The organism is Flavobacterium hydrocarbonoxydans, assembly GCF_009789235.1.
GTDB classification, from domain to species: Bacteria; Bacteroidota; Bacteroidia; order Flavobacteriales; family Flavobacteriaceae; genus Flavobacterium; species Flavobacterium hydrocarbonoxydans.
The window spans coordinates 270892-288149 of record NZ_WSTB01000001.1 but is presented as its reverse complement, the minus strand read 5'-3'; the positions used below and the strand labels follow the sequence as shown (position 1 = coordinate 288149).

Here is a 17258-nt window from a genome sequence, read left to right as displayed (position 1 = left end):
AATTGAGGGTGTCAAAAAAATGTAAATTTGTATCTATGGAAGTAATTAGAATAAAAAGCATCACAGAGTATCATCGGTTTAGAGGGCTTCCTAAGCCGGAACATCCTTTAATAAGCCTGGTCGATTATTCACAGGTAAAATTCCCTGATGATGAAAAAACGACAAACATTGTGATGGATTTTTATTCTATTGCTTTAAAACGGGATATTGGAGCCAAGCTTTATTATGGCCAGCAGATTTACGATTTTGACGAAGGTATAATGTCATTTATAGCACCGGGGCAGGTTTTGCGGCTGGAGCAGGATCCTGATTCACTACATAAAGGCGCAGGGTATTTATTGCAAATTCACCCAGACTTTTTATGGAATTCAGCATTAGCGAAAAACATAAAAAGCTACACGTTTTTTGATTATTCAATTAATGAAGCACTATTTCTTTCGGAAAAAGAGGAAAATATCATTGTAAATATTTTTGAAAATATAAGAGAAGAATACCACATCAACATTGATAGATTTACGCAGGATTTAATAATTACGCAGATAGAATTGCTGCTCAAATATTGCGACAGATATTACAGTCGCCAATTTCTTACAAGAAAAATCGCCAGTCATCAGATACTGTCAAAAGTTGAAGAATTTTTGAATAATTATTTTGATGATAAAAACTTTGAGCAGAGAATTCTTCTTTCTGTCCAGACCGTTGCTGATAATATGAATGTTTCTTCAGATTATTTAAGCAGTTTACTGAAGCTTCATACTGGTCAGAATACGCAGCAGCATATTCACAATAAACTCATAGAAAAAGCGAAAGAAAAACTTTCTACCACCAGTTTGTCAATTGGTGAAATTGCGTATGAGCTGGGATTCGAACACCTTCAGAGCTTTAGTAAATTGTTCAAAAACAAAACAAATGAAACACCTTTAAAGTTCAGATCTAAGTTTAATTAATCGTTTTATTTAAGTTTTTAAAGTTTCTTTTGAAGAGAGAAAATAAATGTAAAAATCCAAAGTTACCTTGCCTTTTTAGCTGTATAGTGACCCCGACGGGGCAAAATTTAACAAAATTTATGCAAGACTTGAAAAGATTGGCGTAATAAAGGTAGGATATGTCTTTATTGCGCAATCAGATGTTTTAATACAAAAAAGAACTGTAATACTATTTTTTTTTGAGAAAATAATTATGGTAAAAAAGATTACTAGAAATAGAAAGAATCTGTTTTTAATTTACCAAGTATTTTGCAAAATTATTTCTCCAACTGATTCATTTTTATTTCCAAGTGTTTTTATGATGCTGTACCTTGTATAATTTTCAACTGTAACTTCAATAAGATAGGTTTCCGAGTTAAGGTTTTTTTATTAAAAATTCGCCATTATCATCTCTGACTTTAAAATCTTGGGTTATTTTTTTTTGATTTGTAATAGTATTAAATTCGAAAACCTTAATCGAAAATGATTCAATAGGACTAAATCCACTATCTACAATCCTTCCCCAGATGTTAAAAGTTTCCTTCAGTGATGTAGTAGCAAAAAGAGGAATAGAAAGCAAGATAATTAAAAGTATTCTTTTCAGCATAACATTATAGGGGTTAAAACAGTTGATAAAGAGTTTTTATACGAGAGCAAAACTCTATGATTAGAGATTAAGTAATGTTTTTATTTTTTATAATTTATCTTAATGATATTAAAGTCTCCTCCACTGCTGTCTCCTGTAAATAACCCTATTTTTCCAGATGTTCGATTGTTTATTATGAAAGCGATTGTGCTGAAAGAGCAGGGTGGAGTTGAAAATTTTACTTTTGAGTTTGTTCCTGTGCCAAATATTAAAGACGATGAAGTATTAATAAAAGTAAAAGCAGTTAGTATAAATCCTGCTGATGCTATTGTAAGGGAAAATAAAAGTGTCAGTTGGATATTCGGCGAAGAGCTTCCATTGATTTTAGGGTGGGATGTTTCTGGCCAGGTTGTTGAGAAAGGTGCTAACGTTACTAATATTGAGATTGGTGATGACGTGTTTGGAGTATTGAAGCATCCTAATATAGGCAGAACATACGCAGAATTTGTTGTAGCTCCCGCTTCTCAATTAGCTGTCAAACCTAAAAATATTAGTCATGAACAGGCGGCAGCTTCTGCATTGGCGGCACTTACTGCTTTGCAACCAATCAATAAAGTAGGTATAAAAGAAAACGACCGTGTATTAATAACAGCGGCCGGGGGAGGTGTAGGACATTTTGCCGTTCAGTTTGCAAAATATTTTGGCGGTTATGTACTTGCTTTGGCATCAGGTGCTAAAAAAGACTTTGTAATAGGCCTTGGTGCTGATGAGTTTATTGACTATCAGAAAGGTCCTTTTGAGGAAGTAGTAAAAGATATTGATCTGGTTATTGAAGCTGTAAAAGCAGACGGCCATATTAATCGAAGTATGGAAGTGCTGAAGCCTGGAGGCAGTCTTATTAGTCTGTGGTCTGGTATAACAGCAGATGAAGCTTTGAAAGCAAAAAGATTGAATATACATGCCTTTTATAATATGATAACATATAGCGGACCTGATATGGAATTTGTTGCAAAACTATTACAGGAAGGAAAACTGGTACCGCATGTATCGCAGGTCTTTTCGTGGACGGAAATTGCAAAAGCGCATCTTGAAATTGAAAAAGGACACACGCAAGGTAAGATCGTTATTGCAATGGATTAAAGTCGAAACTACTACTATTCACAATAATTTATTTCTAAATATTAATAATCATTTAATAAAAATACACAATGTCAACACTAAAAGGTAAAACAGCATTTGTTACGGGAGGAACTCGTGGCATGGGTGCAGCAATTGTAAAACGTTTAGCATCAGAAGGCGCAAATGTTATCTTCAGTTATGTAAGTTCTGAAGAGACAGCACAAAATATGGTAAAAAGTATAAAAGAATTAGGTGGAGATTCATTCGCTATCAAAATAGATAGTTCAGTAAAAGGCGCGCTAGAAAAAGCTATTGATGATATTGGCCACAAATATGGCAAAATTGACATTCTGGTAAATAATGCAGCTATTGCAGTAAAAGGATCTTTAGAAACAGCTTCTGAAAGAATTGATGAATATGATCGTCAGATCGACGTTAACATCAGAGCAGTATCTGAAGCTGTACGTACGGTAGTTAAATATATGCCAGATGGTGGAAGGATAGTAAGTATAGGATCTGTTGGTGCTCATCGTATTGGAAGTCCGCACATGTCTGACTATATCGCTACCAAAGCAGCAATTGGAGCTTATACCCGTGGACTTGCATGGGATTTGGCACCAAGAAATATTACAGTAAATACTGTTGAGCCAGGTGCTATTGATACTGATATGCTGCCTTCCGATGATGCGATTCGTGAGGCTTTCATTAATGCTATCCCGCTTAAACGTTTTGGCAGGCCAGAAGAAGTAGCTTCGTTGGTCAATTTTTTAGCGGGTCCAGAATCCAGTTATATCACAGGAAGTAGTTTTACCATTGATGGTGGAATATCAGCTTAATTATATCAATTTTTCTTTTTAATACGGTAAGTATACTATTAATGAAGGTACACTTGCAGTAAAAGAATTAGAAAGTAATTAAAGTCCCATAAGCGGCTAATTCCTAAACCAAGGGCTTTATGAACCAAAGTATTCATTCTGAAATAAAACATTTTAAATGTCTGTTTGTGAAAAGACTGATAAAATTGGATTCTTATATTGATCTAGGCAGCTTTGAAACTTTTTGGAGATAAGGGTGGGAACATCATTAATATCAGTTCGAGTGCAAGTAAATATCCGCTCCAAAATGCCTCTTTGTATTCTTCAAGTAAAGCTGCACTGGACGCTTTCACAATTGCTTTATCTAAGAAGTTGGGGGTTAAAAACGTTCGTGTCAATTCTATTTTGCCGGGTGGAACGGAAACAGAGGGTGCAGTAAGCGCGGGTGTCACCGTGGGCAGTGAGTATGAAAAGATGTTTGCCGAAAAAAACACCGCTTGGCCGTAGAGGACAACTCGCAGATATTGCCAAAGCTGCCGTATTTCTGGCTTCAGATGATGCTGTATGGATCACTAGAGAGCAGATTTCTGTTTCTGGCAGTATATATGGTTTTTAAAGACGTACCAAAAATGAAAGTCAATAAAATTTTATTTCCAGGAGCAAGATTATTCAAAATAAGAAAGCAGAACTCATTAATGTGCTCAGCTTTTTGTTGTGTGCCTGGAATGGGCGATAACTCTAGGGTGTAAGTTCCAAGGACGTCTTTACAGTGGGAAGTGTTAACTGAATGCAAGGGGGGCCACCGCGTGAGTGGAATCTGAAGAAAACAGGAGGTAAACTCTTGACCTGACCAACAGAAACTATATATAAGGCTAAAGATGTTGGATAAAGTTGCAATACAAACTGAAGTCCTAAACCGTACAGAAACATCATAGTAAATATAGCAGGTATATGAGAGGAAAGTTATCGTTCTTACGGACTTAGGAAATTGTATTCCATATTCTAATCAGTTGATATTAAATAGAAAAATGGGAAAAAATGTGTGAAAATATTTTTTCCCATTTCATAAAGTATAAGATTTTAAATATTAGGTATTCAGTTCTAAAAAAATCTCTATACAATTTCTACTTAACTTAATAAATATATTGAGTTTGTGATCTAATTAAATCTATAATCATTATGTAGCGGGTGAAATTGTAGAAAAGTTGTAGATCATTTTTTTAATAAATCTCTAATTTGAGTAAGCAGTTCTTCTTGAGATGGGCCTGATTGAACAACAGGAACTTCTTGTTTCTTTTTCATTTTTTCAGCAGCACGAAGAATAATAAAAATAAAAAGGGCAATAATAACAAAATTGATTATTGCCTGAACAAGATTACCGTAAGTAATAACAGCAGCACCAGCCTCTTTTGCTTTAGCTAAGTTTTCATAGTTTTCACCATCAAGGGTAATAAATTTTGTTGTAAAATCAATTCCGCCAGTAAGTAAACCAACAATTGGCATAATAACATCATCAACAACAGATCCTACTATTTTTCCAAAAGCAGCACCTATGACTACTGCTGTTGCTAAACTTAACACATCGCCTTTCATTAAAGAGGCTTTAAAATCACTAAAAAATCCCATACTAATTTGTTTTTTTTGGTTAATAAAAACTAAATTAAATAAATTTTAATAAAATCAGTAGTAAGTTGATAACTATTTTGTAAAAAATAAATTGAATTATATGCCAGTAGTTTTTATAATATGCTTATTGCTAAATTTCAAAAAAGAAAAACTCTAAATAAGTTTATTGCATAGGTAAAATGATTAATTTAGTTTTCTAATCTTAAAACTAAAACAAAATATGGGAAAATTTCTGATCTCAACTAGAAAGAATGGCGAATTTCAATTTAACTTAAAAGCTGGTAACGGGCAGGTCATCTTAGCTAGCGAAGGTTATAACACCAAAGTTGCCTGCGAAAATGGTATTGCCTCTGTGAAAAAAAATGCACCAGATGATAATCGCTATGATCGTAAAGAATCATCAAGTGGTAAGCAATACTTTAATCTGAAAGCATCTAATGGTCAAATCATAGGTACTAGTGAGATGTACGAAAGTACTGCTGCCAGAGAGAATGGAATTGAATCGGTGAAAAAAAATGCTCCTGATGCCATAATAGAAGAAGCATAAAGTTTTTTGTTGTAAAGAATATAAACTCCTTGTCTTGCAATTGCTATGCAGGGAGTTATGTATACTAATATGAGTATAGATCAGGATGGTGATGTTAAAGAGGATAATATTATAAGATTGTGTTTCCGTTTGATGGATTTGAAGGGAAATAATCTTAGGTAGGACGAGACAAATTCTATGTTACGCAATACCTACGTTTTATTTGTTATTAACCTCACAAATATCCAATACTTGTACAAAATGTACAAGTACTGTTTTAGTTTTTTATTGTAGTTAAATTCAAAATTAGTTCCACACAGATGGTCTATCATAAAAAGACCTTGCGCTATAGGAATTGGTGTAAATTGCAGAAGAAAAAGTGCGATCAATTTGACCGTTTTTCCAATCTAGAGTTTTGAGTTAAAAATATACATGGAAAACAAATTATTTTTTAAGGGAATTTATGGCGATAACTCTATCGATATGGTTAGGGATATTATTCATATTACATTCCTATTCCAAAAAAAAATATTTCTTTTTAAGTAGTCTGAACACCAAAAATATAACCAGCCAAAGCTGACATTGTTATTGCAAAAGTACCCCAGATACAGATACGTAAAACTGCTTTTAGAATTTTTGATCCGCCAGCTTTAGCCGCCAATATTCCTGATAGTATAATCGAAAAATCAAAATTTCCATTTTTGCAAATCAAAATTTCCATTTTTTTACAAATTTATAATATATTTGGACATGAAAAACACTTACGATTTACTTGATAAATTTAGAAATAAAGCAGGTGCCTGGCAAAGTCAACAACAAGCGGAAAGATTAAAAATTGATTTAAAACAAGTCCTTAGTGACAGCGAATATAATGAACTTTGCATTGCACATGGTCATTACCAACTAGGAGAAGGAACAAATGAATTATATTCTGTTTGTAAAGAATTAATGAGCAAGCATCAAAACAACAAAGCCAATACATAACGTATTGGCTTTTTAATTATAGTTTAAACCGCAATTAACCAACGTTTAAAGCAAACTTGACGCTTTCGCCATTAAGCAGCTGCTTTGTATTCTCAAAATTATTCTCATACACATGCACATTACCAAGAAACAATGTAATGCTTTTCAACTGTACATCGATTTTCTTCGAAATAAGGTACAAATGATAAATATCTGAGGGTAATCCTAGATTCGCATCGGAACTGCGCTGATATGCGCTTATTACAAGTTTACCGTTGTCGATTTGAAATTGTATTAAACTTAAACAAGGCTGTTGATTGCTTTCGGTATCGTTAGAACCCAGAAATAATACATAATTCTTTGATGATCGTTTCTCCCTATTAATTTTTTCAATTAGTTTCGGAAGCTTTTCGAAGTAGGTCGGATAACTATTGACCAGGATAGGTCCGCAATAATCCCACCATGAAACACCAATTTCCCGGTAAGCTTCTGTCGAGCGTTCGCCCTGGATAAACAATTGTAGCTCATCTTTGAGTTTCTTTTTAGCCACAGCGTGCCCCTCAAACAGTTCAAGTAAATCAATTGGCTTTAATTCTAGCTTTTGATTAAGTAAAAAAGTGTTTGAGCCTTTTTTATTTGTTTGATTTTTACCTTTTTCAAGGATTTTATTTAGTATTTGATGATACTTATTCATTATTCGATTTTGATTGATGATTGATTATATTATATTTGCACCTCTCAGGTTAATTTTTAAACACACTAAAGCCACAGCATAGAAGACTTTTTGTCCTCCAACGCTGTGGCTTTGTGCTTAATTAAATTACCCTGAGAAAGTTTTTAATTGTTGGAGGACTTTTTTTATTTCAACCTCCCTGAAATTCATTCTATTGTTTCACTTTTAAGGAAACATTACACCAAACTATCAATGCTTTTCATGCAATGATCAGTTTCTATTTTGTCCAGGATAAAAACGATTGCTTTTCCTGTTTTGGTTAATGTGTTATCACGTTGATTTTTACCCAATGCGCTAGATATAGTTTCCTTTCGCTTGCCAAACTCATAACCGCCTTTTTCTATTAAAAGCAGATTAAACAAGTCCTTACAAATTACATTGCCAGATGCGTCTATGCTTGTGGCGATGCTTAGAAGTTGTTGATCTAAACGTTTAAATGAAAACTTCCAACGCCTTTTGTAAAGATTAGTAACAAATGTTATTAGAAGCCCTAAAGGAAAAAGTATCGCTGCTATAACAATAGAAATAAATGCTAAAATTGTACCCATAAATAATTTAGATTAAAACCCAAAGGTTGGCGTTTGAACCGTAAATAGGGCGTGTCTTCGTTTCTAGTAGTAAAGCATGTTTAACTTTTAAATATTCCGTCTCCTTTTTTGTTAAACCTGAATAAACATATATGCTTTCGATATAATCGTTCAAACTATTAATTTGATCCCACGAATAAAAAACAAACTTGCTGCTTATAAACTCTTTTACATCATTGTTTATGGCATAATCTCGAACGTTATAAGTAATGCCATCTTGTCCTGTTTGCCAACTCGGAATTTCAATTTCAACGATAGCGGATTTTTCTCCATTTCTAGCATCATATAAAAGCGGTACTGTTGATCTTATCATAATTATTTTTTTTAATTTTTACCAAGTTTTACGAGATAATGAATTTTCGAAAGTATTTATTATAGTATGAAATGAGACAACCTCTGAATCAGTCATACCCTCATGTATGTAAGTTGATTGTGTTCGTTTTTGGTCAGGATATTTTTGGAGTCCATTCTCATTAACTGACGCGATATAGAGAGGAATTGTAGGTAAAACACCTCCACTGTTTGATGTTGTAACCTTAACTCCTGTTCTAAATTGATTACTAACTGTACTGGAAACTCTTTGAGCTGTGTAAATTCCTTTTGAGTCAGTATTACCATAGACTATGTTACTACCATTCATTCGAGAAACAAAGTAAGGATTAGCCCAAATTGAAACTACACTTGCTTGTGTGGTGGACATGTAAGCTCCAATTGATCTCACATCACCTGTTATATGAGTACCACAAACAATTGTAATGCCGTTTGAAAATACATTTTGAACTATTGATGGAATAAAATGCGTATTAGCTAACTGGTTGCCGCTAACAAACCCTAAAGCAGAATGAGATGTGAGTCCGGAAGGACTTCCAAATGATATCCTAAAAGCATCATCGCTGTCTCGTGGGTCTAATAAATTAAACTTATGGGCAAATTCTGAAGTGTCAACAAAAGGGTAAACACATTGCATTTTATTCCATAAATTGGCCGCTTTCAGATCAATACAAAGCTGATTTACAGCATTAGCTATAGGATTACTTTTTGTTTTTATTGCAATAACGAAAGCCTGCGCATGTGGGTCTGATACCTTTATATATTTTGATCTTCCGAATATTGTTTTAGTTAATAACATATTTATAATCCATAAATTGAAACTTTTGAATCATCGCCTTTTCTTTGAATAAAAGTAAAAATTGAATTCTCAGTTATTGAAGCTCCTGAATAACCACCTAACCATGATTTAGGAGCTGTTATCGCAGTTGTAATTGTTACTGTAGGATCAACAATACCATCGAATTTAAACCCGTCTCGTAAACCACTTGCAGGAACTGTCTGTGTTGAACTAGCTGTAAAAGTTACTATTTTACCATGCCAAGAATCTTGCACCAAACCCGAAGCACTCACGAAAATTTGATTATCAATATCCTGTTTGCCGGACATGTCTTGATTTACTTGTGCGCCGGCTTCTATTCCTTCGAGCTTAACAATTTCAGCAGCTGTTATCAATCTTTCACCTGCAACTTTATCAACTTTGTTAGTGTTTAAACCATCAATTAAAGCCTTTAAGCTTTTACCCATTTCAGCGGTTAAAGCTTTGGTAATGCCTCCGGTTGTAAGATCATTTACTAAAATTGTTTCAAGCGAAGTCTCAACTTCTTTGATGGCATCTACAAGCTCCTGTACTGTGTCAAGATTTATATCATCAGATGATAAAATAATGTTTATACCATCAATTTGGCTTTGTAATTCTTTTCCCTGCTCTGCCGATAGTAACGATGTCGTACCTCCAGTAATAAGATCATTTACAATGCTCAAATATTCAGCAGCAATTTTCTGAAACTCATTTAATGGAGCGTAACCATTTACAGCACCTTTTTGATTTTTATCTTCTTTACTACTAAATAGATCAGCATGCGCATCAGTATCAGTTTTATGAGCATCAAACTGAGATTTATCCGCTTTTGAATTAAGCGTTGCGGCTAAGTTTTGAACACTGGATTGAGGTATTGCTTCATCTTTATGCCAAAATGATTGCCATGAGGCCCAAAATTGCACCTGAGTTGGTTTCGCGCCGGTTACAAACCAGCTTAATATTGTGTTTATATTTGTTGCCATAACTTATCCTATAAATTCAATGTACGCTGCCACGCGGTAAGGGTTTAATAATGAAAATGCTTGGCCGCCTCCAGTAGGTTGCATTCCAAACTTTCCACTTCCTTCATCGGCTTGACCAGTTGTAATTACATGGTTACTCGTTCCGGAACTATTACTGTTACTACCACTAAATGTATGGTCGTGTGACGGCATTTCAGAAATACTGAGGGTTTTATTCTTAAGTCCGCCATTTTTACCAATCAAATTAAATTCAGTCTGTGTAGGGTCATAACCTATAATCATGCGCCCTTTCATGTCTGCAACTTCCTGAAATCCTTCTGGTATTTCGCCAACAGGTTTGAACCAGGGAAAAACAACACCACCGCTTTGGAAAATGGCTAACTTCTTTTCAATTAGTGTTAGCCTGGAAATTAGATCAGTTGGAATGCTTTTGGTCTCAATCGGACGTTTGAAATCAGTCCATAACCATGATTCTTCAGCAGTTCCAAAAGAGGTGTATCGAATGGTGTAAACTTCCCTTAAAGGGTCATTTTCAAAAAATCTCTTAACCGGCTCTTCAAAAATTACAACTGTAGAATCGATTGCAAGTGCTGATTCCCTAAATTCCAAAAGCTCACCATCAATGTACAAAAAGCCGTTTTTGACAGTAGAGCCAACAATCTCACATCCTGAAACAATTGCAAGATTACCCGCAAGTGAACCAAAAGCGTTAAATATCTCAAAAGACGTTTGTAGCTCTTGTAACCTTTCTGTTTTAAGTGGGTAACCTCCTGTTTGATTAAAATTTGATTTATTCATCGATAAAAATATTATAGCGTTTTCCGCCTGCTTTGTAAAAATTAATGTGAGCTCTTAGTCCATCAAGAGATAAATTATAAATTGTCTCCGGTACATAAACAATGAAGTCTAATCCGGTATCTGCTGTCTCTGATTCTGTACGTAGAAAAATAGTTTTATCTTCAGAATCCGTTTCAATCCAAACTTCTTGCCCTTCAGCTTCAGTAAAAATGTAAGTTGTCTCATAAAATTGACCTTCGCCAATATAAATCCGACGCTCTACAGGGTCAAACAGATCATTTAAAGAACCTCTTAATGAACAAACCTGACCATTGTGCTCTAATTTGTAAATGTTTTTAAAACGCCAGTCATACCATAAATCATAAAGCGAAGAAATTGGAGTGACACATAATTGCATCAACTGAGCTAAATTTTGCTTTCGCAAAAATGTTGGCAGCAGCTGAACGGCCAGTACTTTAAAATTGATTTTATACCACATAGCTTATGTCTTGAAATCCTTGAATTTCGAAATATCCAGATACCGGTATTGTCGAAATATTGATTGGCAAAGGAGATTCATAACCATCGGTATCAGGATTAATCCATGCACTTTTTGCGCTCAAAATCGTTGCATCTTTGACACCCGGTACCGTTTGCAGTTTATCTACAATCGCCGACAAACGTAAATCCCCATCAAAAGGTAATTCCTTTAAAAATTGTTCAATTGCATCATTTACCGGATAATTACCGTATAATATACTTTGTCCGGTCGATGATAAAACCAAAGCATCACGCTTAATCTGAATGATCAAATACAACTTGTCCGGGAGATAATTAATTACAGTAATTTGAATACCCGCCCATTTGATTTCCTTCATGTAAGTAAGCTCGAATGCGTCCTTTTGTTCCTGTGTAATTGGCGAAAGTACTCCAGCGGTTTCACCGGCTATTTTTACAATTACACGGCTGCTGTCTTCAGCTTCATTTACCGCAGAATATTTAATGATTTTCGAGTTTTCAATTTGCTCAGGTGTCGCGGTTCCGTTATCGAAGTAATCCTGGTCTGGTACCAAATCAAAGCCGTCCTGAAAACGCAAAGCCATTGTTCGATACCAGGGAAGTGTACCCGATTTTTCATTTGCAAGTTTTTCGTCAACTTCTTTTTTGTGCTGATCAAAAAATTGTTCATGAAGATATATAGCTAAAGCCACTATTTCAAAAAGAATGTTTTCTAAACTATATATTGAAAATTCAGAATCAAACGAAGCTCCAACGGCAAATCCATATTTTACCGATAATGTTTCATTTGCCATAAATGGTGTTGTGATCTCTGATTTTATTTGCGTTTTTGTTCTTGCCATTATCTTATTATAAATGTATCTTCAATGATCATTGCTCCAATACCCTCATCTGGAATTATAACTGACAGGTTTTCATCTGTTAATGCGGTTGCGGGTAAATTATATTCGCTCCATATTTCAAGAATGGATTTATTTTCTTTTCCTGCCGGCATTAATACCTGATCAATACTTAAATTATCAGTTATTGATAGGTTATTCAATATCGCCATCTCAACAGCGTTTTCAATATTGCCAGTTCCTTGAATTACCAAATCACAAAAACTCTGTCCTTGTTTAGCTTTCATAATCAGCTACTATTTTGATATTATCGAGTGTGTATAAATCTAATTCGGAAATTTTCAAACCATCCTTATCGAAATGCTCGTTTATTTTATGTCGATATTCTAAAAGATTATCATTTAACAATACATCACCAAAATTCACCCCTATATCAGGTCTAAATTTTAGATCGCCTTCTGAACCAATAATTATAAGCGCTTTGTTTTGCTCTAAAATGTTTCCGATTACGATCCCGGCAATTATTTTTCCTGTTACATCACGCACAGGATTAATTTTTAAATCCATTGGTTCGCCCTGGTCGTTGTTATCTATTAATTGAATGCCGATGCTTTTCATAATTATTCTAAGTTTCCTTGAAAGGTTCCGGTTACGGCTCCATTAGGAGCAGTTAAACCGCTTTGATAAACAATTACTGCCGTTTTAACATAAGTATCAATTGCAGTTGATAATCGAGTTGCAAACTCATCGTCTGAATTTTCATCCCGGTTGCGCATATCGGTAATAATATCTAAGATGTCCTGTTTTAAAGCTCCTTTATTTAAACCCATTTTAAATCTATTTTAATAACTGATTAACTTTGGTTTCAAAATTTACAATTGCTTGGATACTGTCCGGCAAAGGATTTCCTGAAGGTCCCATTGGAGTAAAAACTTTGATGTTTTTTAACAATTCTGATAAATCTGATAATATTTCTTTCAGCGAAACAGAATCATTTTTAATACTAACTTTTCCATCATTAGAATCAATAAGAATGTTTAACCCACCTTGATTTATTTCCATTTTTTCAAACTGATCAGCTTTTATAACTGTGAGGTTTTCTAAGTCTCCAGTTGAAGAAAGCATAATCACGCTTGAACCCTCTTTAGGTGTTACCAGGATAAAATTATCTTGCTCATTAATTGTGGCTTTCAGCTTTACATCAGAGACCTTTAATCCAGATATTAGCTGAACTGTACAACTTTCACCCTCTATAGAAATAACCTTTCCGGTTATTGGTAAATTTGAGTTTGCACCAACAATTTGTTGTAATAAGGCTTTTATTTTAACGGGTGTATCCATTATGCTAGTTTAATTCCAAATTTTACTGCTCTTTTAGCGCCTGCATCACTAAAAGTTGTTTTAGTAGAGACCACGTAATAAACTCCTTTTTTTTCCGGGTAATCATCATCTGAATAGTGAGCCGAATATGTTGGTTTAACAAACGGTATCAACCAAGTATCAATTGAGCCATCAAAACCATCATAATTATTTTGCTGCAAAACAGTTGCGGCAATTTTCTTCATATCGCTTTCGGTTACAGCTCCAACCTTTAACGTGATTTTCTCACCTCCGGTTGTTCCGGTTGTATAACTTCTAACGTTACCTTTTAGATCAATACTTTCAATCGTAACTTCAACTTTCTTATCAAGAGCTCGTTTATATTCTAAGGAAGATTTTTCGATGTTTTCTTGCATTGAATAAACCACATCACCGCCTTTTTCTAAATATGGTGCATGAATGTGAAGTACTTTATCTTTAGTATCAAAATAGATGTTCGCCTTAGTTTCTTCTTGCAATTTTTTAAGAACATCGTAACCTGTCGCCTGATGGATAATGAATTTTTCAAAACCAATATCATAATCGCAGGAAACTTTAAAAGTTTTGTCGATCTGATCAATAATTGATTCTGCAATTTTTTTAGATGAAGTAGGCTTCATTTCAGCATCTTTAACACCAACACGAAACAAGAAAAGAGCATCTTCGCAAAGTATTTGTAAACTGCTGTCATTAGCAACAATGTCCAGAACATATCCAACAAACTCTTTTTCTAAATTCTTATCATAACCTAATTCTATTAAAACCTCACTGCCACGCCCAATCGTTTGTTGAAAGTTTAAAACCTGATTCATTACAGCTTCAGGTAAAGTGATTGTAGCTGTATCAACCAAATTTTCAACAGATTCATCAATTTCAACTTCAGATATTAACATCAATTGATATTTAGCATCTTTCGTTTTAAAAGTGATTCTCCAGTCCATGTCTAACATATTACACCTCGTTTAGTTTTAATATCAATGCGTAATCAAAATCACTACATGCCTTTATTTCGTAAGCTTGAACATTTTCGCCTTTCGTAAATGGGAAACTAAAATCTTCAATAACAATTTTATTTATACCTAACAGCTGAAAGGGTTCACAAAAAACATATACTGCCTGTGGTGCTGTTAGAAAGCTTTTCAATTTTCTAAAATCAGAAATAGGATAACAGTTTTCAACAGTACCTATTTCGTAATCTCCTAACAAAACACCGGTGATCGTAATATCATAATCGTCTTGTGACCAGCGTTCTTTTACTTTACCTGGTATCTTATTTCCTTTGGCGACACTTCGTTTAATAACTTGGTTTTTACCATTAATTGAAATCATTGTTTCGTATGGCAATAAATATTTTTGACCATTTGGCGTTAAAGAAAAAGACAGCGGAAAAAACTGCTGATCTTCTTTAGGTCCTGAATCTTTAAGCCACCATGAATCTTCAAAGCCAAGCACAGAAGCTTTTTTAATTTTGTCCTGGTTGCGCAAAGGCAGAAAAGGAATTGCCGGCAATACATGTTTTGCTAATTCATTTTGAATAACACTAAAGCGCGGTATTTGTTCAACAACTTTAGAACCAACCAATGATGCAAATAATATTTCCTTGTTTTCCATTATCCTGCTGCTGTATTTGCAGATGCTAAAACTCTCATTAAAGCATCCTGGCTTTGTTCTTTCATTTGGTTGGCTGAATCTTTAAAATCTTTTCCAGTGATTTGAACAGATTCAATCAAATTTTTTAATGTGATATTGATAACCGTATTTTTTGTACCTCCGGTTGCAATCGCTTCATTTGTTTTATTTGTAGCGGTTCCATCAACAGGCTTGCCGTTTTCGTTAAGTGTTGTTCCTGGGACTGTTGGCGGTAGTATTCCAGCTTTCGCTTCTACTTCTTTTTGAGCTTCGTCAGGGGTAACTAAATCCATCGATTTCCTAAGTGCTTTTATTTTTTCAGCACCACCACCAGCAAGATTTTCTAAGCCTGGTATTTTGGCTAGCAATTCTAGTAATTGCTGCATTGGATAAAGCAGCATGTCAAAAAATACCAGACCGATTCTTTTAAGACCTCCAATAATACCATCAGTTGTAAAAGCCTTTGCAATACTGTCCCAGTGCTTTTTTATTGTCATAAAGCCGTTTATAATCCATCCGATAGGACCTAACATTAAGAGCATTGCGGCGCCAAACTCATCCCATCTTTTTATAGCTATCGTGACATAGGTAAGTAGTGCCATAATTGCTAATATGATCAAACCAACGGGATTGGCATCCATTGCTATATTTAGGTTCCATTGTGCCGTAGCTAAAAGATTTGTTGCCACAGCAGCTATCGAGTTCCAAACCGAGGAAACTTTAGCAAAAAATGCAGCTCTTTTTTGCGCAGATGCCAATGTTGAAAAAACGGTTGCCATGCCACTAAAAAGAGGTGACATATCTGAAACATCACGTGCTAAGCCTCCTAATACATCTGCATAACCGATTAAGCCGTTTGTTCCATTGAATAATGATATTTTAAAATCATCAATTTGCGCCTGAAGCCTTTTGTTTTTTTCTAATGGGCTTTCCATTACAATAGCCGCTTGCTCATAAGCTTCGTTTGTTCCGGTTATCGCTCCGGTTAACCTTTCTAGCTCAGGGATTTGCTCAATTAATGCTTTTGTGGCACCGTCAGCACCTTCGCCAAGCCAAGCAGACAATAAGGCACTATCTTTCATTGCAGGCTTTAAAGCCGCCAATCTTTCCGATAATGTGGCGTTTTTATCTGCTAATTTTGTTGTATCAACACCTAAGAGCTGTAATTGTTTTTGATATTCTTTTGGGATGTATTTTCCCTGGCCAAGTTTTACAAGAACATTTCTTAAAGCAACACCGCCTTCAGAACCTTTCTTACCAGCTTTGTCTAAAATTTGTAAAGCTGCGTTTGTCTCTTCAAAAGATACATTTGCCATTTTAGCACCCATTCCCGCCTGTTCAAGAGCCAGTTTAATCTGTGGCAATTCGGCAGAACCTTCACCAGCGGCGGCAGCCATAACATTCATCATTTTTGCCATTTCTCCACTGGCTTTAATCGGGTCTTCAAGCGAAACCTGGTATTGGTTCATTGCAGTTGTCAAAAGCTGAGTTGCAGCAACCTGATCACCACCCATTAATTTGCTCGTTGTACCAACAGATTTACCCATTGCATCAAGCGCATCAGGAACTTCAGCAATTTTAGGAGTTAATTGTCCTAAAATTAATTTGTAAGCTTCAGCTCCAGAGGCAGCAGAATTTCCAAATGCTAAACCTGATTTTCGCGCATTCTTTTCAATTTGGTCAAGCTTTTCGCCAGCAACTCCAGTCATTGCCGATAGGTCATACATCGAAGTGCTTAACTCCATTCCAGGTTTGTTCAAATTCGTAAACGAATTAGTCACTCGGTCAACCTGATCAAGAATAGAACTAAGCTTTATTGCTTTTACATCCTTTTGTATGGAATCAAAAGCTTTCGTAAAGCTATGGTCCATTTGAACGGTACTTGCCTCAACCTTTTCAACAGTTGCATTAAGCTTACCCATGCTTGCCGTTATGGCTTCCGCATTGGAAGTAATCTTAAACATGTATTCAAATAAGTTGTTGCTCATTACTCTTCGTTTTTCTTTTCAGATTGCCTAATCCATTTCAACTCTTGTAATCTCATTGCCCATTCTTCATCACTGAGGCTGTCGGGGTCAATTTTAAAATAGTAACGGAGTTGAG

25 protein-coding genes are annotated in these 17258 nt (G+C 35.0%); 7 read left to right on the top strand and 18 right to left on the bottom strand.

Going from position 1 to position 17258, the window contains the following annotated elements:
* Window positions 1–35 precede the first annotated feature (35 nt).
* A complete protein-coding gene (locus GON26_RS01425) occupies window positions 36–947 on the top strand; it encodes a helix-turn-helix domain-containing protein (protein ID WP_160372949.1) in 912 nt (303 codons plus the stop codon).
* Window positions 948–1341: 394 nt separating this feature from the next.
* Here GON26_RS01425 and GON26_RS01420 read toward each other — a convergent pair whose 3' ends face one another.
* Window positions 1342–1572 carry a hypothetical protein gene (locus GON26_RS01420; RefSeq protein WP_160372948.1) on the bottom strand — a complete coding sequence of 77 codons (231 nt, stop codon included), beginning with the start codon at window positions 1570–1572 and terminating at the stop codon, window positions 1342–1344.
* A gap of 102 nt (window positions 1573–1674) precedes the next feature.
* Between GON26_RS01420 and GON26_RS01415 the strand changes: the two genes are divergently transcribed.
* The 4 genes from GON26_RS01415 (at window position 1675) to GON26_RS21840 (ending at window position 4101) form a co-directional block, all read left to right on the top strand.
* Complete coding sequence (locus GON26_RS01415) at window positions 1675–2691, top strand: NADP-dependent oxidoreductase (RefSeq protein ID WP_230407879.1); 1017 nt, start codon at window positions 1675–1677, stop codon at window positions 2689–2691.
* Between the two features lie 68 nt (window positions 2692–2759).
* Entirely contained in the window at window positions 2760–3506 is a 747-nt protein-coding gene (locus tag GON26_RS01410) for an SDR family NAD(P)-dependent oxidoreductase (RefSeq protein WP_160372947.1), read from the top strand.
* Window positions 3507–3719: 213 nt separating this feature from the next.
* Window positions 3720–3992: an SDR family oxidoreductase gene (locus GON26_RS01405; RefSeq protein ID WP_202110814.1), complete on the top strand. Its 273-nt coding sequence runs from the start codon at window positions 3720–3722 to the stop codon at window positions 3990–3992.
* On the top strand, window positions 3952–4101 hold the full coding sequence (locus GON26_RS21840; RefSeq protein WP_394350387.1) for an SDR family oxidoreductase: 150 nt from the start codon (window positions 3952–3954) through the stop codon (window positions 4099–4101). Before GON26_RS01405 ends, GON26_RS21840 begins: the two co-directional genes overlap by 41 nt.
* Before the next feature lie 596 nt (window positions 4102–4697).
* On the opposite strand, the gene mscL is transcribed toward GON26_RS21840, so the two are convergent.
* Entirely contained in the window at window positions 4698–5111 is a 414-nt protein-coding gene (gene mscL, locus GON26_RS01400; protein WP_160372946.1) for a large conductance mechanosensitive channel protein MscL, read from the bottom strand.
* A 220-nt stretch (window positions 5112–5331) separates the two neighbouring features.
* Here mscL and GON26_RS01395 point away from each other — a divergent pair, with 220 nt between their 5' ends.
* Window positions 5332–5658 carry a YegP family protein gene (locus tag GON26_RS01395; RefSeq protein ID WP_160372945.1) on the top strand — a complete coding sequence of 109 codons (327 nt, stop codon included), beginning with the start codon at window positions 5332–5334 and terminating at the stop codon, window positions 5656–5658.
* Window positions 5659–6175: 517 nt separating this feature from the next.
* Here GON26_RS01395 and GON26_RS01390 read toward each other — a convergent pair.
* Complete coding sequence (locus tag GON26_RS01390) at window positions 6176–6358, bottom strand: hypothetical protein (RefSeq protein ID WP_160372944.1); 183 nt, start codon at window positions 6356–6358, stop codon at window positions 6176–6178.
* Window positions 6359–6387: 29 nt separating this feature from the next.
* Here GON26_RS01390 and GON26_RS01385 point away from each other — a divergent pair, with 29 nt between their 5' ends.
* A complete protein-coding gene (locus tag GON26_RS01385; RefSeq protein ID WP_160372943.1) occupies window positions 6388–6621 on the top strand; it encodes a hypothetical protein in 234 nt (77 codons plus the stop codon).
* 34 nt (window positions 6622–6655) lie between these two features.
* Here the strand turns inward: GON26_RS01385 and GON26_RS01380 are convergent, their stop codons facing one another.
* The 15 genes from GON26_RS01380 to GON26_RS01310 form a co-directional block, all read right to left on the bottom strand.
* Entirely contained in the window at window positions 6656–7294 is a 639-nt protein-coding gene (locus tag GON26_RS01380) for a thymidylate synthase (RefSeq protein ID WP_160372942.1), read from the bottom strand.
* A 215-nt stretch (window positions 7295–7509) separates the two neighbouring features.
* Window positions 7510–7881, bottom strand: coding sequence for a hypothetical protein (locus GON26_RS01375; RefSeq protein WP_160372941.1), 372 nt, complete (start codon window positions 7879–7881; stop codon window positions 7510–7512).
* Between the two features lie 7 nt (window positions 7882–7888).
* Window positions 7889–8233 (bottom strand): hypothetical protein, encoded by a 345-nt coding sequence (locus tag GON26_RS01370; RefSeq protein ID WP_160372940.1) that lies wholly within the window; start codon window positions 8231–8233, stop codon window positions 7889–7891.
* 18 nt (window positions 8234–8251) lie between these two features.
* A complete protein-coding gene (locus tag GON26_RS01365; RefSeq protein WP_160372939.1) occupies window positions 8252–9049 on the bottom strand; it encodes a hypothetical protein in 798 nt (265 codons plus the stop codon).
* Between the two features lie 2 nt (window positions 9050–9051).
* Entirely contained in the window at window positions 9052–10032 is a 981-nt protein-coding gene (locus GON26_RS01360) for a hypothetical protein (protein WP_160372938.1), read from the bottom strand.
* 3 nt (window positions 10033–10035) lie between these two features.
* A complete protein-coding gene (locus GON26_RS01355; RefSeq protein WP_160372937.1) occupies window positions 10036–10830 on the bottom strand; it encodes a phage baseplate protein in 795 nt (264 codons plus the stop codon).
* On the bottom strand, window positions 10823–11308 hold the full coding sequence (locus tag GON26_RS01350) for a hypothetical protein (RefSeq protein ID WP_160372936.1): 486 nt from the start codon (window positions 11306–11308) through the stop codon (window positions 10823–10825). The genes GON26_RS01355 and GON26_RS01350 overlap by 8 nt, the downstream gene beginning before the upstream one ends.
* Window positions 11298–12170: a nucleotidyltransferase gene (locus tag GON26_RS01345; RefSeq protein ID WP_160372935.1), complete on the bottom strand. Its 873-nt coding sequence runs from the start codon at window positions 12168–12170 to the stop codon at window positions 11298–11300. The genes GON26_RS01350 and GON26_RS01345 overlap by 11 nt, the downstream gene beginning before the upstream one ends.
* Entirely contained in the window at window positions 12170–12454 is a 285-nt protein-coding gene (locus tag GON26_RS01340) for a hypothetical protein (RefSeq protein WP_160372934.1), read from the bottom strand. The genes GON26_RS01345 and GON26_RS01340 overlap by 1 nt, the downstream gene beginning before the upstream one ends.
* On the bottom strand, window positions 12444–12785 hold the full coding sequence (locus GON26_RS01335; RefSeq protein ID WP_202110812.1) for a hypothetical protein: 342 nt from the start codon (window positions 12783–12785) through the stop codon (window positions 12444–12446). Before GON26_RS01335 ends, GON26_RS01340 begins: the two co-directional genes overlap by 11 nt.
* Window positions 12786–12787: 2 nt before the next feature.
* The gene (locus GON26_RS01330; protein ID WP_160372933.1) at window positions 12788–12997 is read right to left on the bottom strand and encodes a hypothetical protein; all 210 of its coding nucleotides are present in this window, start codon (window positions 12995–12997) and stop codon (window positions 12788–12790) included.
* A 7-nt stretch (window positions 12998–13004) separates the two neighbouring features.
* The gene (locus GON26_RS01325; RefSeq protein WP_160372932.1) at window positions 13005–13508 is read right to left on the bottom strand and encodes a hypothetical protein; all 504 of its coding nucleotides are present in this window, start codon (window positions 13506–13508) and stop codon (window positions 13005–13007) included.
* Window positions 13508–14476, bottom strand: coding sequence for a hypothetical protein (locus GON26_RS01320; protein WP_160372931.1), 969 nt, complete (start codon window positions 14474–14476; stop codon window positions 13508–13510). The genes GON26_RS01325 and GON26_RS01320 overlap by 1 nt, the downstream gene beginning before the upstream one ends.
* Before the next feature lies 1 nt (window position 14477).
* Complete coding sequence (locus tag GON26_RS01315; protein ID WP_160372930.1) at window positions 14478–15137, bottom strand: DUF6046 domain-containing protein; 660 nt, start codon at window positions 15135–15137, stop codon at window positions 14478–14480.
* Window positions 15137–17143 (bottom strand): phage tail tape measure protein, encoded by a 2007-nt coding sequence (locus tag GON26_RS01310; RefSeq protein WP_160372929.1) that lies wholly within the window; start codon window positions 17141–17143, stop codon window positions 15137–15139. The genes GON26_RS01315 and GON26_RS01310 overlap by 1 nt, the downstream gene beginning before the upstream one ends.
* Between the last annotated feature and the right edge of the window lie 115 nt (window positions 17144–17258).

Coding starts and splice junctions, on each gene's coding strand:
- GON26_RS01425 (WP_160372949.1), top strand. CDS start 36: ATGGAAGTAATTAGAATAAAAAGCATCACAGAGTATCATCGGTTTAGA.
- GON26_RS01420 (WP_160372948.1), bottom strand. CDS start 1,572: ATGCTGAAAAGAATACTTTTAATTATCTTGCTTTCTATTCCTCTTTTT.
- GON26_RS01415 (WP_230407879.1), top strand. CDS start 1,675: ATGATATTAAAGTCTCCTCCACTGCTGTCTCCTGTAAATAACCCTATT.
- GON26_RS01410 (WP_160372947.1), top strand. CDS start 2,760: ATGTCAACACTAAAAGGTAAAACAGCATTTGTTACGGGAGGAACTCGT.
- GON26_RS21840 (WP_394350387.1), top strand. CDS start 3,952: ATGAAAAGATGTTTGCCGAAAAAAACACCGCTTGGCCGTAGAGGACAA.
- mscL (WP_160372946.1), bottom strand. CDS start 5,111: ATGGGATTTTTTAGTGATTTTAAAGCCTCTTTAATGAAAGGCGATGTG.
- GON26_RS01395 (WP_160372945.1), top strand. CDS start 5,332: ATGGGAAAATTTCTGATCTCAACTAGAAAGAATGGCGAATTTCAATTT.
- GON26_RS01390 (WP_160372944.1), bottom strand. CDS start 6,358: ATGGAAATTTTGATTTGCAAAAATGGAAATTTTGATTTTTCGATTATA.
- GON26_RS01385 (WP_160372943.1), top strand. CDS start 6,388: ATGAAAAACACTTACGATTTACTTGATAAATTTAGAAATAAAGCAGGT.
- GON26_RS01380 (WP_160372942.1), bottom strand. CDS start 7,294: ATGAATAAGTATCATCAAATACTAAATAAAATCCTTGAAAAAGGTAAA.
- GON26_RS01375 (WP_160372941.1), bottom strand. CDS start 7,881: ATGGGTACAATTTTAGCATTTATTTCTATTGTTATAGCAGCGATACTT.
- GON26_RS01370 (WP_160372940.1), bottom strand. CDS start 8,233: ATGATAAGATCAACAGTACCGCTTTTATATGATGCTAGAAATGGAGAA.
- GON26_RS01365 (WP_160372939.1), bottom strand. CDS start 9,049: ATGTTATTAACTAAAACAATATTCGGAAGATCAAAATATATAAAGGTA.
- GON26_RS01360 (WP_160372938.1), bottom strand. CDS start 10,032: ATGGCAACAAATATAAACACAATATTAAGCTGGTTTGTAACCGGCGCG.
- GON26_RS01355 (WP_160372937.1), bottom strand. CDS start 10,830: ATGAATAAATCAAATTTTAATCAAACAGGAGGTTACCCACTTAAAACA.
- GON26_RS01350 (WP_160372936.1), bottom strand. CDS start 11,308: ATGTGGTATAAAATCAATTTTAAAGTACTGGCCGTTCAGCTGCTGCCA.
- GON26_RS01345 (WP_160372935.1), bottom strand. CDS start 12,170: ATGGCAAGAACAAAAACGCAAATAAAATCAGAGATCACAACACCATTT.
- GON26_RS01340 (WP_160372934.1), bottom strand. CDS start 12,454: ATGAAAGCTAAACAAGGACAGAGTTTTTGTGATTTGGTAATTCAAGGA.
- GON26_RS01335 (WP_202110812.1), bottom strand. CDS start 12,785: ATGAAAAGCATCGGCATTCAATTAATAGATAACAACGACCAGGGCGAA.
- GON26_RS01330 (WP_160372933.1), bottom strand. CDS start 12,997: ATGGGTTTAAATAAAGGAGCTTTAAAACAGGACATCTTAGATATTATT.
- GON26_RS01325 (WP_160372932.1), bottom strand. CDS start 13,508: ATGGATACACCCGTTAAAATAAAAGCCTTATTACAACAAATTGTTGGT.
- GON26_RS01320 (WP_160372931.1), bottom strand. CDS start 14,476: ATGTTAGACATGGACTGGAGAATCACTTTTAAAACGAAAGATGCTAAA.
- GON26_RS01315 (WP_160372930.1), bottom strand. CDS start 15,137: ATGGAAAACAAGGAAATATTATTTGCATCATTGGTTGGTTCTAAAGTT.
- GON26_RS01310 (WP_160372929.1), bottom strand. CDS start 17,143: ATGAGCAACAACTTATTTGAATACATGTTTAAGATTACTTCCAATGCG.